Source organism: Rhodococcus ruber, from assembly GCF_027270735.1.
GTDB classification, from domain to species: Bacteria; Actinomycetota; Actinomycetes; order Mycobacteriales; family Mycobacteriaceae; genus Rhodococcoides; species Rhodococcoides rubrum_A.
On sequence record NZ_JAPWIJ010000003.1, the window covers coordinates 192,167 to 214,222 of the forward strand.

Genomic DNA, 22,056 nt, shown 5'->3' on the forward strand with positions numbered 1-22,056 from the left:
CGGTTAGGTCGTGTCATACAAGAACTCCTGCCGCCCGCAGCTCTGCTGCGAGCAATTCGATGTGATCGATGCTCGGTGGCACCTGGGGAAGTCGTGGTTCGCCGACATCGATTCCGATGAGGCGGAGGCCGGCCTTCGAGGCGCTGACGCCACCGAGGCGTGCGACCGAGCGAATGACCGGAATGAGGCTGACGTTGATTGCCTGCGCCCGCGCGATGTCACCCATCATGAAGGCGGTGTGCAGTTCGCGGAGACGAGCGGGAACGAGGTGGCCGATGACACTGACGAACCCCGTCGCCCCGACCGAGAGCCAGGGAAGGTTCAGTGGATCGTCGCCGGAATAGAACTGCAGGCCTGTCGAGGCGATCAGTTCCGCGCCTGCGTTCAGATCTCCCTTGGCGTCCTTGACCGCGAGGATCCGGGGGTGCTCGGCGAGTCGGCGCAAGGTCTCCGTCTCGATGGGAACGACGGACCGGGGAGGGATGTCGTAGAGCATCACGGGCAGGTCGGTGGCATTAGCGACCGCGGTGAAGTGGGCGTACAACCCGGCCTGAGGAGGCCGTGAGTAATACGGGGTGACGACAAGGAGGCCGTGCGCACCTGCACGAGCGGCATCGCGGGCCAACTCCACACTGTGCGCTGTGTCGTTGCTTCCGGCTCCAGCGATGATGCGAGCACGGTGGCCGACCGCGGCGATCACGGCACGCAGGAGCTCGAGCTTCTCGTTCTCGGTGGTGGTGGGCGATTCGCCCGTAGTGCCGGCAAGAACCAATCCATCGTTGCCTTGCTCGACGAGGTGGTGCGCCAGTCGAACACCGGCATCGATATCCAACTTGCCGTCCGCCGTGAACGGGGTCACCATCGCGGTGAGCACCGTACCGAACACAGGCGCAACGGAAGGAGCGGCGTCACCGTAGGTCATGGCAGCAGATTACCCGGTGCTTTGCCCACTCTCGCGCAGCGGGACTCCCCGCTGACACCCGGCCGGGTGTACCCGGTTCCGACCCGATCCGAACCTTGCCGCTACACCTCGGTCACGAACGGGCTGCGGGCCACTTCCGTACCGTCCGGCAACGTCGAGATCTCGAAGTCACCGAACACGTCCGGAGCCACAGACACGAGCTTACGCAGACATTCGACGGCGACGCGGCGAATTTCGACGTCCGCATGCTCCGAGGCACGCATCGACACGAAATGACGCCATGCGCGGTAGTTCCCGCTCACCACCACGCGTGTCTCGGTCGCGTTCGGCAGTACCGATCTCGCTGCCTGCCGCGCCTGCTTGCCGCGCAACGCGGCATTGGTGACCGACTCCAACTTGCCCTCGAGGGCACCGAGCAGCTCGGTGTACGCCGCGCGACTGGCCTCCGTCGCGGACGCGAACAATGCTTCGAGCTCGGGGTCCCCCTCGATCGCAGGCGGCAGAACGACATTGGCGTCGTGCTCGGGAACGAAACGCTGCGAGAGCTGAGAGTAGGAGAAATGCCGGTGGCGAATCAGCTCGTGCGTGCACGACCGGGAGATACCGGTGATGTAGAAGCTCACACTCGCGTGCTCGAGCACCGAGAGGTGCCCGACGTCGAGCAGATGGCGCAGGTACGACGCATTGGTGGCAGTCCGGGGATTGGGTTTGGACCAACTCTGGTAGCACGCACGCCCGGCGAACTCGACCAAAGCCTGTCCGCCGTCGGCGTCGGTGTCCCACGGGATGTCGGCCGGCGGTACGAATTCGGTCCGAGCAACGAGTTGCACTTTCAGCGCGACCGTTCGGGGCACCGCTCTACGTTCGATTTCTGATGACACCGCACAACACTAAGTGTGGACCACCGCATTCGGCGACGCGTGACGTCATCATGGCTCGGACGACGCCACAGCAACGCCTTGACTGACGTCATTAATGACGTCACACTGGCGTCATGGAACTGGACAGGTACACCGAGTCACTACGCACCGATCTTCTTGCGGCTGCGGCCCTGGGAGACGAGCACACCCGGCAGACGGCAGAGGCCCTCGGAAAGACCGCGGAGGCCTCGGCCAGATTGATGTTGCTGACCGCGCTGTCGGATTTCGCGGCCGAGGTGTCGAACGAATTGGACGGTCACACCGTCACTGTCCGCCTCGACGGCCCCACGGCGCACGCCGATGTACGACGCGACATCCCGATTGTGGACACGGGCGTGACCGACGCACCCGAAGCCGAGGACTACCCGACGATGGACGACGTCTCCGGCGAAGTCCGACGAGTGACGCTCCGGCTGGTCGAACAGATCAAGGAACGTGCCGAGGATGCCGCCAACAACAGCGGTGTATCTCTCAATTCGTGGTTGTCACAAGCGGTTCAGGGCGCTCTGCGTGATCAGATGCGTAAGGATCGCGGCTGGAACAATTAGGGGCGCTACTTCTTCTCGCGCCACTCCCGCTCGAACGGGAGCCTCCAGGCGTGTGGCGCGATGAGTTGATGAATTGCGTTGGGACCCCAGGATCCCGGTGAGTACAGGCGCACCGGAGGCGGATCTGCCAGCAACGGCTCCGATACCTGCCACAGCCGTTCGATGCCCTCGGCAGTGGTGAAGAGCGTGTGGTCGCCGTACATGGCGTCGAGAATCAACCGCTCATAGGCCTCGAGTACGTCGCCTGCGCGTTCGGTTTCGTGAATGGCGAACTGCATGCTGAGTTTGTCCAGGCGCATCCCGGGCCCGGGCCGCTTGCCGTAGAACGACAACGAGACCTTGGATGCGTCGGCCAGGTCGAAGGTCAGATGATCCGGGCCTTGAGCGCCGACCCCGGAACCGGCAGGGAACATGCTCTTCGGTGGCTCTCGGAACGCTATCGAGATGATGCGTTGGCCTTCGGCGAGACGTTTCCCGCTACGGAGGTAGAACGGCACACCGGCCCAGCGCCAGTTGTCGATTTCGCATTTGAGAGCCACGAAGGTGTCGGTGTCGGAATCGGGCGCCACTCCTTCCTCCGATCGATATCCCGTGTACTGCCCTCGCACAACGTTTTTCGGTTCCAGCGGCACCATGGACCGGAAAACCTTGTTCTTCTCTTCACTGATCGCGCGGGGCTCGAGTGCCGTCGGCGGTTCCATCGCCATGAAGGCCAGCACCTGGAACAGATGAGTGACCACCATGTCCTTGTACGCGCCGGTGGACTCGTAGAACCCTGCGCGACCGTCGAGGGCGAGCTTCTCCGGTATGTCGATCTGCACGTGATCGATGAAGTTGCGGTTCCAGATCGGCTCGAACAAGCCGTTGGCGAAACGAAACGCCAGGATGTTCTGCGCCGGTTCCTTCCCGAGAAAATGATCGATCCGGAAGATCTGGTCCTCGTCGAACGTTTCGTGCACCCGTGCATTCAAGGCGATCGCGCTCTCGCGGTCGGTGCCGAACGGCTTCTCCATGATGATCCGGGAACGCTTCACCAGATCGGCCGATGCGAGCGTATCCACCACTGCAAGTGCAGCTCTCGGCGGAACGGAGAGGTAGTGCAGTCGTTTGGCGCTTCCTCCGAGTTCGATCTCGGCCTCGGCCACGGCCTCCCCCAGCGCCGCCGGTCCTGCCTTCTGCGACACGTAGGTCAGTCGCGAGGCGAAACGACTCCATTGCTCTTCTCCGACTTTGCGACTCGAGTAGGTGTTGATCGATTCGCGAGCGAGAGCACGGAATTCGTCGGTCGACATCTCTTCGAGCGATGTGCCGACGACGCGGATGTTCGGCGCGAGATCGGACAGTGCCAGGTGCATCATTCCGGACAGGAGTTTTCGTTTGGCCAGGTCTCCTGTCGCCCCGAACAGCACGACGACCTGGGGTGGAAGTTCGGAGGCGGTATCTGTGCGGCGCGAAGTCACAGTGGAAATAGTGGCACCGATTCCACCGGCGTGCACTTCGGCAGAATTCAGCGCAACGCTGCCACGAGGTCGCCGCGCTCCCCCACCACCACACGTTCGAGTTCGAGCCAGTCGGCCATCTCCCGGAGAACGTCCCGCAGTCGTGGAGCAATGTCGCGGGCGTCGCGGTCCCCCTCGACGTAGGCCGCGATGACATGCAGTTCGGATTGCGCCCGCACGGCCTTGAGATCGACACGTGCCACCAAGTGGCCGTCGAGCAAGAAGGGAAAGACGTAGTAACCGTGAATCCGCTTGTGCTGCGGGGTGTAGATCTCGATGCGGTAATGGAACCCGAAGATTCGCTCCACCCGCGGCCGGAAGAAAATCATCGGATCGAACGGGCACAGCAGGGCGGCCGCGGTTGCGGTTCGCGGTGTTCTGGCATCTCGATGGACGTAGGCCGGCGCATTCCATCCTCGGACCGACACCTGCTCGAGAACACCGTCCTCGACCAGGTCGGCGATCGCGGCCTTGGACTGCTTCTGGGAGAGCCGATAGTAATCGCGCAGGTCCGGCTCGGTACCGATTCCCAGTGCGCGAGAGGACTTTTCGATCAGCGCCCGCACCGCATCGGATTCTTCGACACGCCTGTGCAGCACGGGTTCGGGAAGCACCCGTTCGCTGAGTTCGTACTGCCGAACGAACCCGGACCGCGCCGGCACGCTCACCACGCCGGCAGCGAAGAGTTGCTCGCAGACGACCTTGACGTCGCTTCGATCCCACCAGGGACCTTTGCGCCCGGGTTTGTCGACGTCCAGATGCTTCTCGATCTCACCCGCACTGGCCGCGCCGTGCTCTCCGATCACGGCGAGAACATCGTCCACCAATGTCGGTTGACGGTCGAGAATGCGGGCCGCTCCACCCCATCGACCGTGTCGATACAACTCCATGCGCCAGCGCATCAGCGGCCAGTCCTCCACCGGCAGCAACGCTGCCTCGTGCGCCCAGTACTCGACCAACCGCCTGGGGCGTCGAGTGGTGTCGGTCCACGCGGCGTCGTCGACGACTTTCCTGTCGTAGGCACCGACACGGCTGAACACCGGCGCGTAGTGTGCGCGCACCACCACCGACACCGAGTCGATCTGCAACAACCCAGTGGTGTCGATCGCGGCGTGCACCGCCGCTCGGCCGGCCGGGGCGCTCCTTGTACGACGCGAAGCCAGACCTTGTGCGGCCAAAGCAGTGCGTCGCGCCATGGCAGCACTCATGTCTCGCATCGGACCACCCTGTCACGCCCCACCGACACGGCGGTTCAGGTGCTGAAGAGATTCTTTGCTTTGAGGATCAGCTCGTACAGTCCGTAGGCGAACGGCACGGACACCCACAGCCATGCGATCACCATTGTTCCCTGCATTCGCGCCGTGGTCATGCCTTCGCTCCTGTCGAGGTCGTGGAATCGGCGGGCTGGGCCGAATCGGATTCGTGGAATTTCGACGCCACCGGTTTGATGGCTTCGTTCGCCAGGAACCCGACGACCAACAATCCGATCATCACGTAGAAGGCCGGGAGGTATCGGCCGGTGGTTCCCGGTTCTCCGGCGTCGGCGATGGCGTTGACGATCAACGGCCCCAGAACACCTGCAACCGACCATGCGGTGAGCAGTCGTCCGTGAATTGCGCCCACCTGGTAGGTGCCGAAGAGGTCCTTGAGATAGGCCGGAACGGTTGCGAATCCCGCGCCGTAGAACGACAGGATCAACAGTGCCGACACCATGAAGAGGATCTTGTTCGTGTTGGTGAACAGTGCGATGTACAGGTAGAGCAACGCGCCGACGCCCAGGTACATCCGGTAGATGTTCTTGCGGCCCACCGCATCGGAGACCGACGACCAGACGAACCGTCCGATCATGTTCGTCAACGAGAGGAAGGCAACGAAACCGGCGGCCGCAGCAGCCAGAGACTCCGGCGAGGTGGCGTCGGGGAAGAAGTCCTGATAGATACCCGAGCCTCGCTCGAGAATTCCGATGCCGGCAGTGACGTTGAAACACAACACCACCCACAACAGCCAGAACTGAGGGGTCTTGACGGCGTTCGCGGCCGACACGTTGTGCGTGGAAATCATCGCCGACGACGCCGGCGGGGTCCATCCGGCAGGCTTCCATCCTTCGGCCGGCACTCTGATCAACGCGACACCCAGTGCCATGAACACCGCGTAACCGACGCCGAGCGTCAGGAACGTCTTGGCGATCGAACCATCGGTGAAGCCGCCGAAGTTCACCATCAGTTGGCTGGTGAGCGGTGACGCGATCAGGGCACCGCCGCCGAAGCCCATGATGGCGATACCGGTGGCCATTCCCGGCCGGTCCGGGAACCACTTCATCAGCGTCGACACGGGCGAGATGTATCCGATTCCGAGGCCGATACCGCCGACGAACCCGTACCCGAAGATCACCAGCCAGAACTGGCCGAGGGCCATGCCGAGTGCGGAAATGAGCAGTCCGGATACGAAGAAGACCAGAGAGACGGCCATCGCCCAACGCGGACCGTTCTTCTCCACTCTGGTCCCGAAGATCGCGGCCGACAGGCCGAGCATCACGATGGCGAGCTGAAACGGTATGGCGGTGACTGTTCCGCTGAGTCCCAGCGCATCGGGCTGTGAGATGGCGTTCTTGAATACGCTCCATGCGTACGCAGACCCGATCGCGAGGTGGATCGACAGTGCTGCCGGCGGTATCAACCAGCGACTCCACTCGGGCGTAGCAACGATTCTGGAGCGGTCGAGAATGGGGAGGGTCATCGAAATCCCTTGGTATCGAGAGCGGTACAAACATCAACTATCTCCTGCAGTCAAACACGAGCACCGCCCGGCCTGCTCACAATCGGACATAGTTTCTTCACCGAACTCACTACATCGAGCCGGGTATCCTCGGGGCCGCGTAATCTAGGGACAGTGGATATCGAACGATGGCGGAGTAGATTGCCGGTGAAGCGAGCCTCGGACGGCGAGGTGATCGGGTGGACTGTCGCACACAACTCGAGTGGGTCGACTCCGCACGACGAACACGACGAGGGCTACCTGGTCGATGCCGTCAATCCGGTGGGAATCACTGTTGCGCAGGGTGTGTCGTTGGAGGACGCGATTGCCGCCCTGGAAGAACGCGGACTGGCATCACTGTCGTTGCCGCACTGGACGAAAGCCCCGCTGCCTCTGCAGATCGAGACCGATCTCCTCACCCCGCAAGACGATTGGCAGTGGCGTCGGGTATTGATGACGCAACTCGACGACAACCGAGTGTGGATCAGACCCGCGTACCCGAGTTGGCCGGAACGACTTCTCGAAATTCCGTTGTCGATCCCGGCCGACGACGTTCTGCGACCCCACTCCCCCGCCGATTCCGACTGAGTCAACAGCTTTCGAGAACAGACCTCAGCGAATCGGCCAGCTGCGTCAACCCGGGTTCCTCCACGGGCAGATGACCGCACCCGTCGAGCATCACGGTCTCGGTTTCTGCCCGGATGCGTTGCAGGAATCGGATACTGACCTGCGGCGGCGTCCATCGGTCCTCGGCGGGATGGGTCAGCAAGACCGATGGGCCGTCGTACTCTTCGGGCCGGGTGTGCGCGTAACCGAAGAAGTCGGCGAGAAAGCCGACGGGAACCCGCACCCCTCCACCCTTGGGGTCGCCAGCGCACAGGTTCGACAGTTCGGAGTTCAGACTCATGTTCGCCATGTCGGCCATCCACCGGACGGGAACACGAACCCGACCCGCCACCGATGACACCGCCCGCAGCAGCTGGGGTGCGGGTCCGCCCAGGATGGCGAAGCGGGCGGCAGCCCGACGAGCATGCACATCGGCAGGGTCGAGCAGGCACGTGGCGATCACCCTGTCCACCAACGCCGTTCGGTGCGCAACCTCGTAGGCGAGCATGCCGCCCATGCTTGCACCGAGCAGAATCAACGGGCGGTTGTCGATCGACTTCTCCGCGACGACGAGGTCGCACAGAAGATCGAGCCAGTCTCCGTAACGCACTGCCGATGGATCAGGGACGACGGTGTCTCCGTACAAGGGCAGGTCGGGACAGATCACCTCGAATCCCTCACGGGCCGCAATCGCGGCGTACGGCCACAACAGGCCCGAGTAGCCGCCCGCTCCGTGCAGAGCCAACACTCGGACCTTCGATTCGGGCCTGACCGCGCGCGCCACGTGAACAGTCGTGTCGCGCCACGTCCAGTATGTCGACTCGGGACTGCCGAACTCCGTCCGATACTGCTCTGGCAGAAAACGGAGGTATCGGTCGAAATCCATGGCCGAAACACTATCCGTCAGTCGGACAGTCCGGCCGAGACCGTGCCGCCCAGTTCGTAGCAGCGTTCGCGAGCTGCCTTGCCTCCGTCGGCGAGGTGCAGGGTGCCGAACACCTTCTCCAATCCCCAGCCCGACGCGATGGTCTCGACCCCGCGTGCGGCACCCACCGTATCGTTGTTGCCGTGAATCCATGCGCCATAGGGCTTTCCGGCGACGGCGTCCAGGCACGGGTAGTAGACGGTGTCGAAGAAGTGCTTGAGCGCCCCGCTCATGTATCCGAAATTGGCAGGCGTGCCGAAGAGGAAACCGTCGGCATCGAGCACATCCGGGACTGTCGCGCCGAGAGCAGGCACACTGCGCACGTCCACACCGGTGATCTCGGGATCACGTGCGCCGGCGAGAACGGCCTCGAGCAACTCACGTGTGAGCGGGCTCGGAGTGTGGTGAACGACCAGCAGAGTGCGCGTCATCGACCGTCAGCTCTCGGCTCGTTCCAGCTCCACCGCGCGTTTCATGGTCTCGCGAGCTCGCCCGCGATCACCCGCATAGTCGTATGCCCGCGCAAGCCGGTACGAGCTTCGCCAGTTGTCCGGATCCTCTTCCCACTCGGCCTTGATCTGCTGGAACAGCTCGTCGGCGGCGTCGCGTTCGATTCGTCCCGACGGCATCCGCGGGAGGTCGTCGACGTCGAGTTCGAGGCCCTCCTCCCGCATGCGTGACGCCAGCCGCTGATGGTCGAAACCCGCTTTGAGCGTCGCCCACACGATCCACAATCCGACGATCGGCAGGAGGATGACCCCGATCCCCAGAGCGATACTGGCCACCCCGCCGTTCTGAATCAGAGTTACCCCGCGCTGGCCGAGCAGGAAGAAGTAGAAGCCGAGGATCAGCACCATCACCGCGATGATGGCGACGACTTTGGTCGCTTTGTTCACAGTCGATCAGCTCACAGATCCAGTAGCGGGTCGAGACCGACGGTCAGCCCTGGTCGGGCGGCGATCTCTCGGACTCCGAGGAGCACGCCCGGAGCGAACGACGTACGGTCCAGCGAGTCGTGTCGGATGCTCAGCGTCTCGCCCTGGGTCCCCAGCAGAACCTCTTGATGCGCAACAAGTCCTGCGAGCCTGATCGAATGCACACGCACCCCGTCGACATCCGCGCCGCGTGCGCCGTCCAGTTCGGTCGTCGTCGCATCGGGGCTGGGCGCAGTGCCTGCGGCAGCACGCGCTTCCGCGATCAGCGCGGCGGTGCGATACGCCGTGCCCGACGGCGCGTCGGCCTTGTTGGGGTGATGCAGTTCGATCACCTCGACCGAATCGAAGAACCGAGCGGCCTGCTGAGCGAAGCGCATCGACAACACTGCGCCGATGGCGAAGTTCGGGGCGATCAACACTCCCGTTTCCGGCGACCCGGCCAACCATTCACGTACCTGCTCGAGCCGCAGCTCGTCGAAACCGGTGGTGCCGACAACAGCGTGGATGCCGTGCTCGATGAGGAACTGAAGGTTGTCCATCACCACATCGGGGTGGGTGAAATCCACGACCACCTGGGCACCGCTGTCTACCAGGTTCGCCAGCGGATCGCCTTGGTCGACGGTTGCCACGAGCTCGAGGTCGTCGGCTGCCTCGACAGCTGCACAAATAGCCTGCCCGACCTTGCCTCGCGATCCCAGTACCCCTACTCGAACAGGTGCCGTTGCACTCACGTCGTACCCACACTCGTTTCTTCGTCGTCTCGAGGCCCTACCGACCTCAGAGCCTACTTTCCCGGTGGTCCGCACCGGCAGCTACGGTCGTTCGGTGACGTCCACTGTTCTGTTCGCCGACCGAGTCGATCTGGTCCGCGGGGGCCGATACCTGCTCAGCGACGCCACGATGAGGGTCGACGAGGGCGAGCACTGGGTGTTGCTCGGTGCCAACGGTGCCGGTAAGAGCACCCTGCTCAGCTTGCTGGGAGCCATCGTCCATCCCACCCACGGTGCCGTACACGTTCTGGGGCATCGCCTCGGCCGGGTGGACATGCGGGAATTGCGCACGCACATCGGCCACGTCGATCCACGGCTGAGGATCGACGCTCCGCTGACGTTGTTCCAGGTGGTACTGACCGGGCTGACCAACACTCCCGACCTGATCCCGAGATGGTCGGCCACCGAGAACGAGATCGCCCGCGCTCACCGGCTGATCGAGTCCCTCGGCGTCGCCCATCGCACCGAGGCGTCATGGCACACGCTCTCGCAGGGAGAACGCGGCCGAGCGCTCATCGCGCGCGCCCTGCTCCCCGACCCCGCGGTGTTGCTGCTCGACGAGCCCGCCACCGGACTCGATCTCGCTGCCCGCGAACAACTCCTGAGTGCGCTCGACTCACTGCGGTCCGAGCACCCGAACCTGGCGAGCATCCTGGTGACGCACCACCTCGAGGAAATTCCGGTCTCGACCACGCACGCGCTCTTGGTCCGTAACGGAAAAGTACTGGCGCAAGGGTCTGTCGACACTGTGCTGACCACCGAGAACATCAGTGTCTGTTTCGATCATCCCATCGAGATCTCGAAGCAACGTGGCCGTTGGGTGGCCACGGCCTCGCAGAGCTGATGCTCAGTCGAAGACGATGACCTGACGGATCGCGTTACCGTCGGCCAATTCGTCCATGCCGCGGTTGATCTCGTCCAACGTGATACGCGAGGAGATCAGCTTCTCGACGGGAAGCCGACCCTCGCGCCACATCTGGGCGTACGTGGGGATGTCGCGTGCCGGCACGGCGGATCCCAGGTAGCTGCCGATGATCGTGCGCGCTTCCGCCACCAGACCCAAAGGCGAGATGGACGAGCGGGCGTCGGGTGCGGGAAGTCCGACGGTGATGGTCTTTCCCCCGGGAGCGGTTGCCGCGACTGCAGTCTCGAACGCGCGGGCATTGCCTGCGGCCTCGATCACGATGTCGGCCTTGATGCCCTTCTCTGCAAGCTCCGCGGGTGAGTAGACCTGTGTCGCACCGAGATCGGTCGCGGTGGACAGTTTGTCCGGGACGCCGTCGACACCGATCACCTCACCGGCACCGACCGATACTGCCGTCAGTACCGCCGCCATGCCTACTCCGCCGAGGCCGACCACCATCACCGACTGCCCGGGCTTCGGAGTTCCGGCGTTGAGCACCGCCCCGCCGCCGGTCAGTACCGCACAACCGAGGACGGCCGCGATATCGGCTGGGATGTCGTCGTCCACCGGCACCACCGACTTCCGGCTGACCACAGCGTGTGTCGCAAATCCGGAGACTCCGAGGTGATGCTTGATCTCGGCACCGTCGCGGTGCAATTTTATGCCTCCGCCGAGCAACGTGCCGGCATTGTTCGACGCGCTTCCCACGACGCAGGGCATCTGGCCGTCGGTTGCACACCCGGCGCAGTCACCGCAGCGCGGCAGGAACGTCATCACCACACGGGTCCCGACTGCTATGTCGTCGACGCCAACGCCCACTTCCTCGACGCGGCCCGCGGCCTCGTGGCCGAGCAGCATCGGGACCGGACGAACTCGATTGCCGTCGACCACCGACAGGTCCGAGTGACACAGCCCCGCGGCTTCGATTCTGATCAGCAGTTCGCCGTCGCCCGGTGACCCGAGCTCGAGGTCGGAGACGGTAATGGGATGAGAGTCCGCGAAGGGACGAGATCGGCCGATTTCTTCGAGTACTGCGCCGCGAATCTTCATCCCGCCAGACTATGCGGCTGCGCCGCAGTGGTGTGAAAAAGTGCCGTGGAGGGCACTCGATCGCACCACTGCGCGTAGCGCACTACAGCGGCAGACGTGGCCTGAGCAGGTGCGCAACCAGCGCAGTCCACCCCGTTTGGTGGGTGGCACCGAGACCCTCGCCGGTGTCCCCGTCGAAGTACTCGTTGAAGCTGGGATGCTCGCTCCACAGTGGGTCGAGGCTGGATTCGATGCGGTTGCCGTCGGCCGGCCTCTTGCCGTCCACCGGTCGGAACAGTCCGGCGAGACCGTTGTCGATCAAATCCGCAGCGTCGGTGAGGGTGCGGTGGTTGCCCGAGCCGGTGGGGATCTCGATGGTGAACGAGTCGCCGTAGTACCGACCGTAGGCGCGCAGCTTGTCGGCCAGCAGCACGTTGACGGGGAACCACACCGGACCCCGCCAATTGGAATTGCCGCCGAACATTCCGGTGCGCGACTCCCCCGGTTCGTACTCGATCGACAGGCTTCGGCCGTCGACGTCGAAGGTGACCGGTTCGCGATACGAGGCCGAGAGCGATCGAATTCCGAACTGAGACAGAAACTCCTCGGAATCGAACATGCGCGCGAGTATTCGCTTCAGCCGCTCGGGCTGGACGAGCGTGAGCAACATTCGCACCTCGCCACCCTCACGCCGCGCCAGCAGCGGACTGACCATCTCGGGTCGCCGACGCTGGATCCACCGGAGGCGGGCGGTGAGATCGGGGCATTCTTCCTCGACCCACGGCGGGATTTCGGTGGCACCGAGGATGGGCAGTAGACCCACCATGGACCGGACGCGCATCGGCACCGCGTCGCCCTCGGGTTGGACGAGGACGTCGTAGAAGAACCCGTCCTCTTCGTGCCACAACGAAATATGCTGTGAGCCGAACGAATTGACCGCTTTAGCGATCGAGAGGAAGTGCGAGAAGAACTTGGTTGCGACGTCGTCCCAGGCGCTGTCGTGCCGAGCCAGCTCCAAGGCGATCTTGAACATCTGCTGGCAGTAGAACGCCATCCAACTCGTTGCATCGGACTGTTCGAGGCGAAACCCCGGGGGCAGCGGTGCGGATCGGTTGAACAATCCGATGTTGTCCATCCCGAGGAATCCGCCCTCGAAGATGTTGGACCCCTCGGAGTCCTTGCGGTTGACCCACCACGCGAAATTGAGCAGCAGCTTGGTGAACACTCGAACCAGGAATTCTCGGTCGCGGTAACCGTCGATGCGGTAGACGTGCCACGCAGCCCACGCATGCACGGGTGGATTGACATCGCCGAACTCCCATTCGTACGCCGGGAGTTGGCCGTTGGGGTGCATGGCCCATTCTCGGCACATCAGAACCAACTGTTCCTTGGCGAAATCGGCGTCCACGTGCGCCAGCGGAATCGCATGAAAGGCCAGGTCCCAGGCCGCAAACCAGGGGTACTCCCACTCGTCGGGCATCGAAATCACATCGGCCAACGCGAGGTGCCGCCAGTGCGCATTACGACCGCCCGGGTCCTGCCTCGATTCCGGGGCCGGTGCCCCCACCTTGTCGCCTTCGATCCACTCTTCGACGTCGTACCGGTAGAGCTGCTTCGTCCACAACAGTCCGGCGTAGGCGCGCCGTGCCACGTGCCGATCGGTGTCGGTGAGCTCCGCACCGATCACTGCGCCGTAGAACTCGTCCGCCTCCACCTGACGATCGACGTTGACCGCGTCGAATCCGGTCCCGAACGTCTGCTCGTCCGGCCGGTTGGGCGACAGGCGCAGTTTCACCGATTCCGTTGCGCCGGGGGCGATGTCGTCGAACCGATACCAGAAAGCAGCCTTCGTTCCGGTCTGCTCGGGGTTGACGGCATCGACGTCGCCGTCGACGACCCGCCGCCCGATTGCATCCTTGGGATAGGCCGAGACGTTCTCCTGCCCCCACAGCGCTTCGGCGTTGGTTTCGTTGTCGCAGAACAGAACTGCAGGCGCGCCCTCGGCACTGAGGTAGTAACGCCCCAGAAATCCATGGTCGACGGCGATGGCCTCGAGACCACCGGCCAGCAGGTCGGGTCGAGTCAACTGAGCCAACGAACCACCGCGGTCGTCGCGTCCCCACGACCACGTGTTGCGCAACCACAGGTGCGGCAGCAGATCGACCGACGCCGACTCGGGACCGTTGTTGGTGATGGAAATGGTAATGCAGATGTCGTCGGGTGAGGCCTTCGCGTACGTGACCTGCACGTCGAAGAACCTGTTCTCGTCGAGGATGCCGGTGTCGGCCAGCTCGTACTCGCGGTCGTCCCGACCGCGACGTGAATTCTCCTCTCGCAGCACGGCATACGGATACTCCGCATGCGGATAGCGGTAGAGCCACTGCATCCAACTGTGCGTCGGTGTTCCGTCGACCGCCCAGAAGTACTCCTTGACGTCCTCGCCGTGATTGCCCTCCTCGTTGGCCAGACCGAACAGCCGTTCCTTGAGAATCGGGTCTTTGCGATTCCACAGCGCGAACGAAAAATTGAGGAACCCGAAGCGATCACAGATTCCGCCGATGCCGTCCTCACCCCAGCGGTAGGCCCGCTTGTGCGCCTGATCGAACGGGAACGACGCCCAGGCGTTTCCGTCCTCCGAGTAGTCCTCGCGCACCGTGCCCCACTGGCGTCCTGCCAGGTACGGCCCCCACTGACGCCACGGGCCGCTGACGCCGGGTGATTCCGCCAACCGAGAGTGCTCGACGGTGGACGGGGTGGGAACGCTCACGGGATTGGTGGTCACGGCACACAGTCTGGTCGTTGGCGGTCAGCGATGCACGCCGACATTGGCAGCCAGGTACCCGACCCGGCGTTGCACCGCGGCGATCTCTCGCACTCCGTCGGTGAGCAGACTGCGCTCCAGGGGTGACAGATCGGCCATGACCAGCACATCACCGGGCCGGTGGCCGGCGGTGATCTGATCGATCTGATGCGCCAGCCGCAAGCGTTGAAGCAGGGCGAACACTTCGGTGAGTGCCGAAACATCATCGTCGGAGAGCATCCCGTTGCCCGACGCGGCCGCGAGTCGTGCCGGGGTCGAGGCGGCGGCCATGCCGACCGAGAGCCCACCCCAGCGAGCGAGGTTGACGATGGGGGTCAAAGCGTGAGCTTTGAGGTCGAACGTGCCGCCGCGCCGAGCCAGTACGTCTCGCAGCGAGCGCAGCCGGGCCCGGCCCGCCAACGCGTCACGCAGTTGCAACCGCAATGCGTCCGGGTGCTCGACCAGGAGTCGGCGATAGGCCTCGGGAACGGTGTTCAGCTCCCTCGGGCCCCACACCACTCTTCCGTCGATCATCAGTGAGGACATGATCAGGCCGGAGTCTTCTGCCGGATTGCCACGGTCACCGAAGGGGTTGCTGAGCCAGTGAGCTGCGGCCCTTTCCCACTGCCCGGCCGAGCGTGCGAATCGGGGCGAACTCGCGACCGCGCCGTTGGTGTCCGACGGCAGTCCGGCACCGTCCAGGCTCACGTGCACGCGGGCGGCCAAGTCCATCAGCGCCTCGTCGCGGGTTCGCGGCACCGCGTTCGATGTCCCTCGCGTGCCGGGGTCCGCGGTGGTGTCGGACCAGGTCAATGCACTGTCGACGTCCGAGGACGGCATGGCTTCCCGACGCGCCACACTGCCGAGGGTGATCCAGGCGAACCGGTCGCGCGGCACTTCCGGCCGCGCCGACCACTCGATCTCGACGGCACGGCGGACGAGGCTGTCGACCACGACGGACAGGATCGCGCTGACCGCCATGGCGTCGGTGCCGCCTCGGAACAGATCCACCACCAAGCGCGGGACGAGCTTTCCTGCGTCGGCGAGTTCGGCGGAGGTCGCTGCGGACGTCACTGCCCGGCGGACCACGAAGCTGCGACGGGTGGACGCAGCATGCAGATCGGAATCCTCGACGACACCGAGAACCTCGCCCCGATCGGACAGCACGGGCATGTGCCGCAGCCCCAGCTCGAGCATGTCCATCAGGACGGTGCCGGCAAGTCGGTCCGCCGTGACGGTCTCGGCGGGCGACGTCATCACCTTCTCGATGGGAGTATCGACGCCGATCCCGGCGGCCACCACGCGAACTCGGAGGTCTCGGTCGGTGAAGATGCCGTGGCGCGACCCTCGCAGCGGAATAAGGACATACGAGCTGCCCTGCTCGGTCATGTGCCGGACGGCATCTCGAACAGTGGTACCGGCGGAGGTGAACACCGCAGGCGCAGAGACCAATTCACCGACGGTCCGGCCGGCGCTGCCCTCCACCGGTCCCCCACGGTATGCAGAAGAGGAGTTGACGGCATCGGCCAGGAACGCCAGACCGGTGGGCGTTGCGAACAACGGCCGAACCAGCGCACCGGGCAACTGCAGAACGACACTCGGTTCGGTAGCGCGCGCACAGAATTCGACGGTGCCACCGGAGAGCAGCGCCGAGAATCCGAATACCCCACCGGGACCTATCGTGTCGATGGGAACGTCGGTGCGCGAGGTGTCGTCCGGGTGCGTGATCACCACACGCCCGGTACGCACCACCCACACGGTGTCGGCATCGGCCGAGGCATCCATCGGTGAACGGTCCACAACCCATGCACCACTGCCGTACTCGCGTTCGACGGCTGCTGCGGCCATCTCGGCCAGCACAGCCGGCGGCGCGCCCTGGAACGGTGGGTGCGCACCGAGGAACTCGGTAAGCGCCGGTCTATCCGCCACGAATCAGGTCGGCGCATTTCTCCGCCATGGTCATCACCGTGATGTTGGGATTGACGTACGGCAGCTTCGGCATCGCCGACGCGTCGACGACGCGAAGACGTGAGATTCCCTTGACGCGCAACTCGGGATCCAGCACGGCCATCGTGTCGTCCACCGATCCCATCCGGGCAGTTCCGGCCGGGTGATAGACCGTGTTGTGCGTCTTGTGCACGTAGTCGAGCAGGTCGTCGTCGGTGACGGCCTCGGGCCCCGGGGCGAGTTCGCGTTCGATCCACCCGGCCATCGGTCCGTCGGCTGCGATGCGACGAGCCAGCTTCAGACCGGCAAGCATCACCGCGTCGTCGTGGCCGTCCGGGTCGGTGAAATAGCGCGGATCCACCTTGGCGCGGTCACGAAAGTCCCTGCTGCGCAATCGAACAGTGCCGCGCGAGCGCCCCTGGGTCACGTTGGGCGTAAGACAGAAGCCGTTGTCGGTGGTCGGATAGCCCCAGCGGAGGGTGTTCATGTCGAACGGCACACTGCCGTAATGCATCATGACGTCGGGATAGTTCAGCGACGAGTCGGTCTGCGCGAACACGCCGATTTCCCACCACTGCGAGGAAGTGGTGACCATCGGCTTGCTCGCCTCCCAGAACACCAGTCCTTCGACGTGGTCGTCGAGGTTCTCGCCCACTCCGGGTGAATCGACCCGAACGGTGATTCCCATCTCCTGCAGCTGAGCCGCCGGTCCGATTCCCGAGAGCATCAACAACTTCGGAGTGTCGATGGCACCGGCAGTGACGATCACTTCCCGACGCGCCGAGACGGTGTCGTAGCCGGTCAGGTCGGGACGTTGGTACCGCACACCCGTCGCGGTCAGTGACTCGTCGATCAGAATCTCGCTGATCCAGCAGTCGGTGCGCACCTCGAGGTTGGGCCGCGATCCGATGATCGGGTGCAGGTACGCATGCGAGGTCGACATACGCGAGCCGTCCTCACCCGCATTGATCTGAAACCAACCCGCACCGTTGAGTACAGGCGTTCCGCGGTTGAATGCGACTGTGGGAAGACCTACCCCGGCGGCCGATTCGAGCACTGCCGCACCGCACGGATCGTTCGGCGGCACATCGCGGATTCGCACGGGGCCGTCGTGTCCACGGCCGGTGTCGTTGTTCTCCACGCGCGCGACGAACGGCAGGATGTCCGACGCGCCCCAGCCCGTCGCGCCGGCCGCGGCCCAATCGTCGAGAGTTTCGGCGGGCGGATGAAAAGCGATGCAGGAGTTGTGCGAGGAGCAACCGCCGAGCACTTTTGCGCGCGCATGCCGCATGAAGCTGTTGCCACGTTCCTGCGGCTCGACGGGGTAGTCCCAGTCGTATCCGGAGTCGAGCAGATGCATCCACTCGACGAGTTCCAGGATTGCCTTGTCGCCGACGTCGGTTGGCCCTGCCTCGACGAGGCAGACGCTGACAGAAGGATCCTCGCTCAGCCGCGCGGCCAGGACGCACCCCGCCGTGCCACCTCCCGCGACGACGTAATCGAACTGGGTGTCTGTCACTGCACGCTCCTTCTAGTTGCCCGTGGAGGCATGTGATTTCAGAGTGCCGATGTGCTTGCGCCCCTTGACTGCGTACCACAGCAGGCCTACGCCCAGGATGCCGCCGATGTACACGAACGCACCGAACGTGTTGTACCAGGGGGTGCCGTACACGGCCTCGCGCGGCCAGGCGAGGTTGATCGCCATCCCTGCGCCCCACACCACTGCCGCAATGTTGACCGGCAGGCCGAACCTACCCATCGTGAAGTAACCACCGGGCTTCAGATCCTCCGGCGGCCACTCGCCTTTGATGCGCTTGACCAACAGTGGTCCGGTGACCATCAGATACGCGAGGTAGATCATGATGATCGCGATCGAGGTGAGGACCGTGAAGATCTGCGGCTGACCGATGTTGACGACGAGAATGACGATGGCCAGCACGCCGATCGTCACCGCGGGCACCACCGGGGTCTGGGTCTTCGGATTCACCTTGGCCAGGCTCTCGCCGAAGGGCAACGCGTTGTCTCGCGCCATGGCGAACGTGAGCCGGATCGCCGCGGTGTGCACTGCCAGTGAGCAGACGAACACAGCGATGACGATGCAGATGAGGAAGACGGTGCCCAGCGGGCCCCACATCACCGATTCGACGATGGACTGCAGGCTGCCGTCGGGGCTGCCGAGGGCAGGATCGTTCAGGTCCGGCGCGGCCATGACGGCGAACACCAGGATGGCTCCACCGATGACGAACGAGGCGAGGATGGCGCGAAAGATCGCTTTGGGAGCGGTGCGCCGGGGTTCGACGGTTTCTTCACCGAGCGAGCTCGCGGTGTCGAATCCGTACATGACGTAGCCCGACGCCAGCGACGCGACCAGGAAGGCACCGAGGTAGCCGCCGCTCTCGCCGGCTCCGTAGCCGTTGGCGGAGAAGAACACCTCGGGCCCCCGAGTGATGTTGGCCGCGAGCAAGATCGCGATGAGAACGGCCGCAATGAGTTCGATGAACACACCCGCACTGTTGATCATCGCCATCAGTCGAACGCCCAGCGCGTTGATCGTGGTGGTGATGGCGATCAGAATCGCACCGAGCAGCACTGCATTGGCCGCGAAATCTCGGGCACCACTGCCGTCACCGATGATCTGAAATCCGCTCCAGATGCGTGGCAAATTCAGCTGCAGAGCGAGGGCGACAGCGGCCAGCGTCACGATCGATGCCGTGAGCATCAGCCAACCCGCCGACCACCCGACGATTCTGCGGCCCAACAGCTTCGCCCAGTTGTATACCGATCCAGCCACCGGATACTTGGCGGCGAGTTCCATGAAGCACAGTGCCACGCAGAGCTGACCTACGAAGACCGCAGGCCACGACCACAGGTACGCCGGCCCGGCGGTCCCGAAACCGAAGTAGAACAGCTGGAACGTGCCGGTGAGAATCGAGATGTAACTGACGCCTGCGGCGAAGCTGGCGAATTTGCCGAGACTGCGGTCCAGCGATTCCTTGTACCCGAAATCGTCCATCCCGCTCGAATTGTCGTTCAGTAATGCCATGTCTGTGGCCTTTCCCATCGTGCTCTATCGGGTACCGAACCACCCCGCCGCTGTAGGTGAGGTGTTGTGCCAAATATGCTTCGCTTCTTGATATTCGGACATACCGGACGGACCGAGTTCGCGGCCGTTCCCGGACTGCTTGAAGCCGCCCCATTCCGCGGCCGCCGTGTAGACACCGAAGTCGTTGAGCCACACCGTTCCATGGCGAAGCCCACGCACCATTCTTTCGCCTCGCGCGGCGTCGGACGTCCGAACTCCCGCAGCGAGACCGTAATTCGTATCGTTGCCCAGCAGCAGCGCTTCGGCCTCGGTGTCGAAGCGCTCCACAGTGAGTATGGGCCCGAACGTCTCCTCCTGCACGATATTCATGGACCGATTGCAATGATCGAAAATCGTGGGAAGGAAATAGCTCCCGTTCTCCAGGGCAGGATCGTCCGGTTTCGTTCCGCCGACCACCAACGTCGCACCCTCTTCGATGCCACCCGCGACGAAGCCCTCGATCTTCTCGCGCTGCGCCTGCGACACCAGCGGTCCGGTCTCGCTGGCCGGGTCCGTACCCGGCCCCATCACGATGGTCTTCGCGCGCTCTGCCACCGCGGCCACGAACCGGTCGGCCACCGATTCCTCGATGATCAGTCGGGTACCGGCCGAACACACCTGGCCGGAATGCAGAAACACTCCGGTCAGTACGTTGTCGACCGAATCGGCGAACGACTGCTCGTCGGCCACCGCGTCGGCGAACACGATGTGCGGATTCTTGCCGCCGAGTTCGACGGCGACCTTGGTGACGTTCTCGGCCGCGGCGGCCAGGATGTGCCTGCCCGTCGCCAGTCCACCGGTGAAGGAAATGAAATCGACGTCACGGTTCCTGGTGAGCGCATCTCCGAGGACCGCGCCGCTCCCCTGCAGCAGATTGACCACACCCGCAGGTACACCTGCTTCCTCGACCAGCTTGGTGAATGCGATGGTGCTCAGCGGGGTCACTTCACTCGGCTTCAGCACCATCGTGCAACCGGCCGCAAGGGCCGGGGCGATCTTCCACGAGATCTGCAGCAGCGGGTAGTTCCACGGCGCGATCATGACGCACACACCGATCGGCTCGTGTACTACTCGGCTGAGAATCTCGGGCCGGTCGACATCGATCAGTCGATCTTCCTGCACCACAGCGAGATCGGCATAGAAGCGGAACACCGACGTGACGTCGTCGATATCGATCTCACTCTCGCCGAACGTCTTTCCGGTGTCGAGGGTCTCGATATGCGCCAACTTCGCCTTGTCCCGTTGGAGCAAGTCTGCGATGCGATTGAGCAGATCACTGCGCTCACCCACCGTCACCGAGCGCCACGGCCCATCGTCGAAAGCGGACCGCGCCGCTGCCACCGCGCGCAACGCGTCGTCGGGCGTGGCCTCGTCCACGACGGCCACCGTGCTGCCGTTGGACGGATCGACGATGTCACGGGTCCCACCGTCACCGGACCCCTGCCACTGCCCGTCGACGAACAGCGACGGCCGCAGTGAGGTCGGGTCGAATCCTGCATCGGAGTCGGTCACTGAAACACCTTACTTCCGTGTGGGGGCCTGTTGGTGTGTCTACGGTATGCCCTCAGCGGCCGGTGACTCCATCGATCTGTTCGCGGATGATGTCCGCGTGCCCGTTGTGCCGAGCATATTCACCGATCATGTGCACGTAGACCATCCTCAGTGACATCGGTCCGCCGCGAAAGTCGACCGGATCCTCGAACGAGTATCGGGCAGCGACCACGTCCGAGGCCTCGCACTCGGCAGCGAATCGCGCGAAGTCCGACTCGGCACCCGATGGCACCGCTCCCAGGAAGTCGGAGTCCTTACCCATCGCGGCGTCGTACATCGGGTCGAACGACATCGACGCCAGTCGCTCTCGAAACCAGATGCGTTCGACCTTCGCGAGGTGACGGACGAGTCCGAGGAGCGAGACCGTCGAGTGCGAGAAAGGACGGCGCGCAAGCTGTTCGGCGTCGGCACCGGCGCAGATGTTCAGCAACGTAGCTCGATGCCAGCGCAGCACTCCCTCGAGCATCGGTCTGTCGTCACCGACGAGCGGACCGTCGACGGGATCGGGTGTGGGCGCTGTCCATGTCTTTCGCCGTTCGGTCATGCACCGATTGTCGAGCATGCAACTGCACTGTGCAGCGCAGCGCATTACGGTGGAGTTCATGACTATCGAAGATGTGGGCGGCAGGCGAACGGTGACGGCGGACGAGCTTCTTCTGTTGGTGGGTGATCATCTCCTCATCGAGGAGGGTGTCGCGACCGGATTCATCGAAAGCGCTGGACAGGTTGCCGAGAACGTGGCGGTGACGGTGACCGACGGCGTCGACGGAACCACCACGACCGAGCGTGTTTTTCTTCCCGACTCCGAGGTGACCATCGAACCGGCCGATCGCGGGCGCGCCCCCGTCACCCTGTGACGACCGG

At 64.0% G+C, this 22,056-nt stretch carries 21 protein-coding genes; 4 read left to right on the forward strand and 17 right to left on the reverse strand.

The window, feature by feature from the left end; all coding sequences use genetic code 11:
- Positions 1-13: 13 nt before the first annotated feature.
- Both dapA and thyX read right to left on the reverse strand, forming a co-directional pair.
- Positions 14-922 (reverse strand): 4-hydroxy-tetrahydrodipicolinate synthase, encoded by a 909-nt coding sequence (gene dapA / locus O4220_RS08075; RefSeq protein WP_032377140.1) that lies wholly within the window; start codon positions 920-922, stop codon positions 14-16.
- A gap of 101 nt (positions 923-1,023) precedes the next feature.
- A complete protein-coding gene (thyX, locus tag O4220_RS08080) occupies positions 1,024-1,776 on the reverse strand; it encodes an FAD-dependent thymidylate synthase (RefSeq protein WP_269603584.1) in 753 nt (250 codons plus the stop codon).
- A gap of 140 nt (positions 1,777-1,916) precedes the next feature.
- On the opposite strand from thyX, the gene O4220_RS08085 reads away from it, so the two are divergent.
- The gene (locus tag O4220_RS08085; protein WP_269603130.1) at positions 1,917-2,390 is read left to right on the forward strand and encodes a hypothetical protein; all 474 of its coding nucleotides are present in this window, start codon (positions 1,917-1,919) and stop codon (positions 2,388-2,390) included.
- Positions 2,391-2,395: 5 nt separating this feature from the next.
- On the opposite strand, the gene zwf is transcribed toward O4220_RS08085, so the two are convergent.
- The 4 genes from zwf to O4220_RS08100 are packed head-to-tail and all read right to left on the reverse strand — an operon-like array spanning position 2,396 to position 6,625.
- Positions 2,396-3,850 (reverse strand): glucose-6-phosphate dehydrogenase, encoded by a 1,455-nt coding sequence (gene zwf / locus O4220_RS08090; protein WP_269603131.1) that lies wholly within the window; start codon positions 3,848-3,850, stop codon positions 2,396-2,398.
- 47 nt (positions 3,851-3,897) lie between these two features.
- Positions 3,898-5,106 (reverse strand): winged helix-turn-helix domain-containing protein, encoded by a 1,209-nt coding sequence (locus tag O4220_RS08095; RefSeq protein ID WP_269603132.1) that lies wholly within the window; start codon positions 5,104-5,106, stop codon positions 3,898-3,900.
- Between the two features lie 35 nt (positions 5,107-5,141).
- Entirely contained in the window at positions 5,142-5,258 is a 117-nt protein-coding gene (locus O4220_RS27895; protein ID WP_420030340.1) for an MFS transporter small subunit, read from the reverse strand.
- Positions 5,255-6,625: an OFA family MFS transporter gene (locus tag O4220_RS08100; RefSeq protein ID WP_269603133.1), complete on the reverse strand. Its 1,371-nt coding sequence runs from the start codon at positions 6,623-6,625 to the stop codon at positions 5,255-5,257. The genes O4220_RS27895 and O4220_RS08100 overlap by 4 nt, the downstream gene beginning before the upstream one ends.
- 186 nt (positions 6,626-6,811) lie before the next feature.
- Between O4220_RS08100 and O4220_RS08105 the strand changes: the two genes are divergently transcribed.
- The gene (locus O4220_RS08105; protein ID WP_269603134.1) at positions 6,812-7,231 is read left to right on the forward strand and encodes a hypothetical protein; all 420 of its coding nucleotides are present in this window, start codon (positions 6,812-6,814) and stop codon (positions 7,229-7,231) included.
- Position 7,232: 1 nt separating this feature from the next.
- On the opposite strand, the gene O4220_RS08110 is transcribed toward O4220_RS08105, so the two are convergent.
- The 4 genes from O4220_RS08110 to dapB are packed head-to-tail and all read right to left on the reverse strand — an operon-like array spanning position 7,233 to position 9,840.
- Positions 7,233-8,135, reverse strand: a complete 903-nt coding sequence (locus O4220_RS08110) for an alpha/beta hydrolase (RefSeq protein ID WP_269603135.1) — start codon at positions 8,133-8,135, stop codon at positions 7,233-7,235.
- A gap of 17 nt (positions 8,136-8,152) precedes the next feature.
- A complete protein-coding gene (locus O4220_RS08115) occupies positions 8,153-8,605 on the reverse strand; it encodes a flavodoxin family protein (RefSeq protein ID WP_269603136.1) in 453 nt (150 codons plus the stop codon).
- A gap of 6 nt (positions 8,606-8,611) precedes the next feature.
- Positions 8,612-9,031 carry a hypothetical protein gene (locus O4220_RS08120; RefSeq protein ID WP_269603587.1) on the reverse strand — a complete coding sequence of 140 codons (420 nt, stop codon included), beginning with the start codon at positions 9,029-9,031 and terminating at the stop codon, positions 8,612-8,614.
- A gap of 50 nt (positions 9,032-9,081) precedes the next feature.
- Positions 9,082-9,840 carry a 4-hydroxy-tetrahydrodipicolinate reductase gene (dapB, locus tag O4220_RS08125; protein WP_269603137.1) on the reverse strand — a complete coding sequence of 253 codons (759 nt, stop codon included), beginning with the start codon at positions 9,838-9,840 and terminating at the stop codon, positions 9,082-9,084.
- A gap of 94 nt (positions 9,841-9,934) precedes the next feature.
- On the opposite strand from dapB, the gene O4220_RS08130 reads away from it, so the two are divergent.
- Positions 9,935-10,723, forward strand: coding sequence for an ABC transporter ATP-binding protein (locus tag O4220_RS08130; protein ID WP_269603138.1), 789 nt, complete (start codon positions 9,935-9,937; stop codon positions 10,721-10,723).
- 3 nt (positions 10,724-10,726) lie between these two features.
- Here O4220_RS08130 and O4220_RS08135 read toward each other — a convergent pair whose 3' ends face one another.
- The 7 genes from O4220_RS08135 to O4220_RS08165 all read right to left on the reverse strand — a co-directional run bounded on the left by O4220_RS08135 (position 10,727) and on the right by O4220_RS08165 (position 21,736).
- A complete protein-coding gene (locus O4220_RS08135; protein WP_269603139.1) occupies positions 10,727-11,833 on the reverse strand; it encodes an alcohol dehydrogenase catalytic domain-containing protein in 1,107 nt (368 codons plus the stop codon).
- Positions 11,834-11,915: 82 nt separating this feature from the next.
- Positions 11,916-14,594 (reverse strand): MGH1-like glycoside hydrolase domain-containing protein, encoded by a 2,679-nt coding sequence (locus O4220_RS08140; RefSeq protein WP_269603140.1) that lies wholly within the window; start codon positions 14,592-14,594, stop codon positions 11,916-11,918.
- Between the two features lie 24 nt (positions 14,595-14,618).
- Positions 14,619-16,460, reverse strand: a complete 1,842-nt coding sequence (locus O4220_RS08145) for a putative nucleotidyltransferase substrate binding domain-containing protein (protein WP_269603589.1) — start codon at positions 16,458-16,460, stop codon at positions 14,619-14,621.
- A 70-nt stretch (positions 16,461-16,530) separates the two neighbouring features.
- Entirely contained in the window at positions 16,531-18,078 is a 1,548-nt protein-coding gene (locus tag O4220_RS08150) for a GMC family oxidoreductase (protein WP_269603141.1), read from the reverse strand.
- Between the two features lie 12 nt (positions 18,079-18,090).
- Entirely contained in the window at positions 18,091-19,602 is a 1,512-nt protein-coding gene (locus O4220_RS08155) for an APC family permease (RefSeq protein ID WP_269603142.1), read from the reverse strand.
- A gap of 24 nt (positions 19,603-19,626) precedes the next feature.
- Positions 19,627-21,117: an aldehyde dehydrogenase family protein gene (locus O4220_RS08160; RefSeq protein WP_420030363.1), complete on the reverse strand. Its 1,491-nt coding sequence runs from the start codon at positions 21,115-21,117 to the stop codon at positions 19,627-19,629.
- A gap of 88 nt (positions 21,118-21,205) precedes the next feature.
- Complete coding sequence (locus tag O4220_RS08165) at positions 21,206-21,736, reverse strand: DinB family protein (protein ID WP_269603144.1); 531 nt, start codon at positions 21,734-21,736, stop codon at positions 21,206-21,208.
- Positions 21,737-21,794: 58 nt separating this feature from the next.
- On the opposite strand from O4220_RS08165, the gene O4220_RS08170 reads away from it, so the two are divergent.
- The gene (locus tag O4220_RS08170) at positions 21,795-22,049 is read left to right on the forward strand and encodes a hypothetical protein (RefSeq protein ID WP_269603145.1); all 255 of its coding nucleotides are present in this window, start codon (positions 21,795-21,797) and stop codon (positions 22,047-22,049) included.
- Positions 22,050-22,056: the final 7 nt, after the last annotated feature.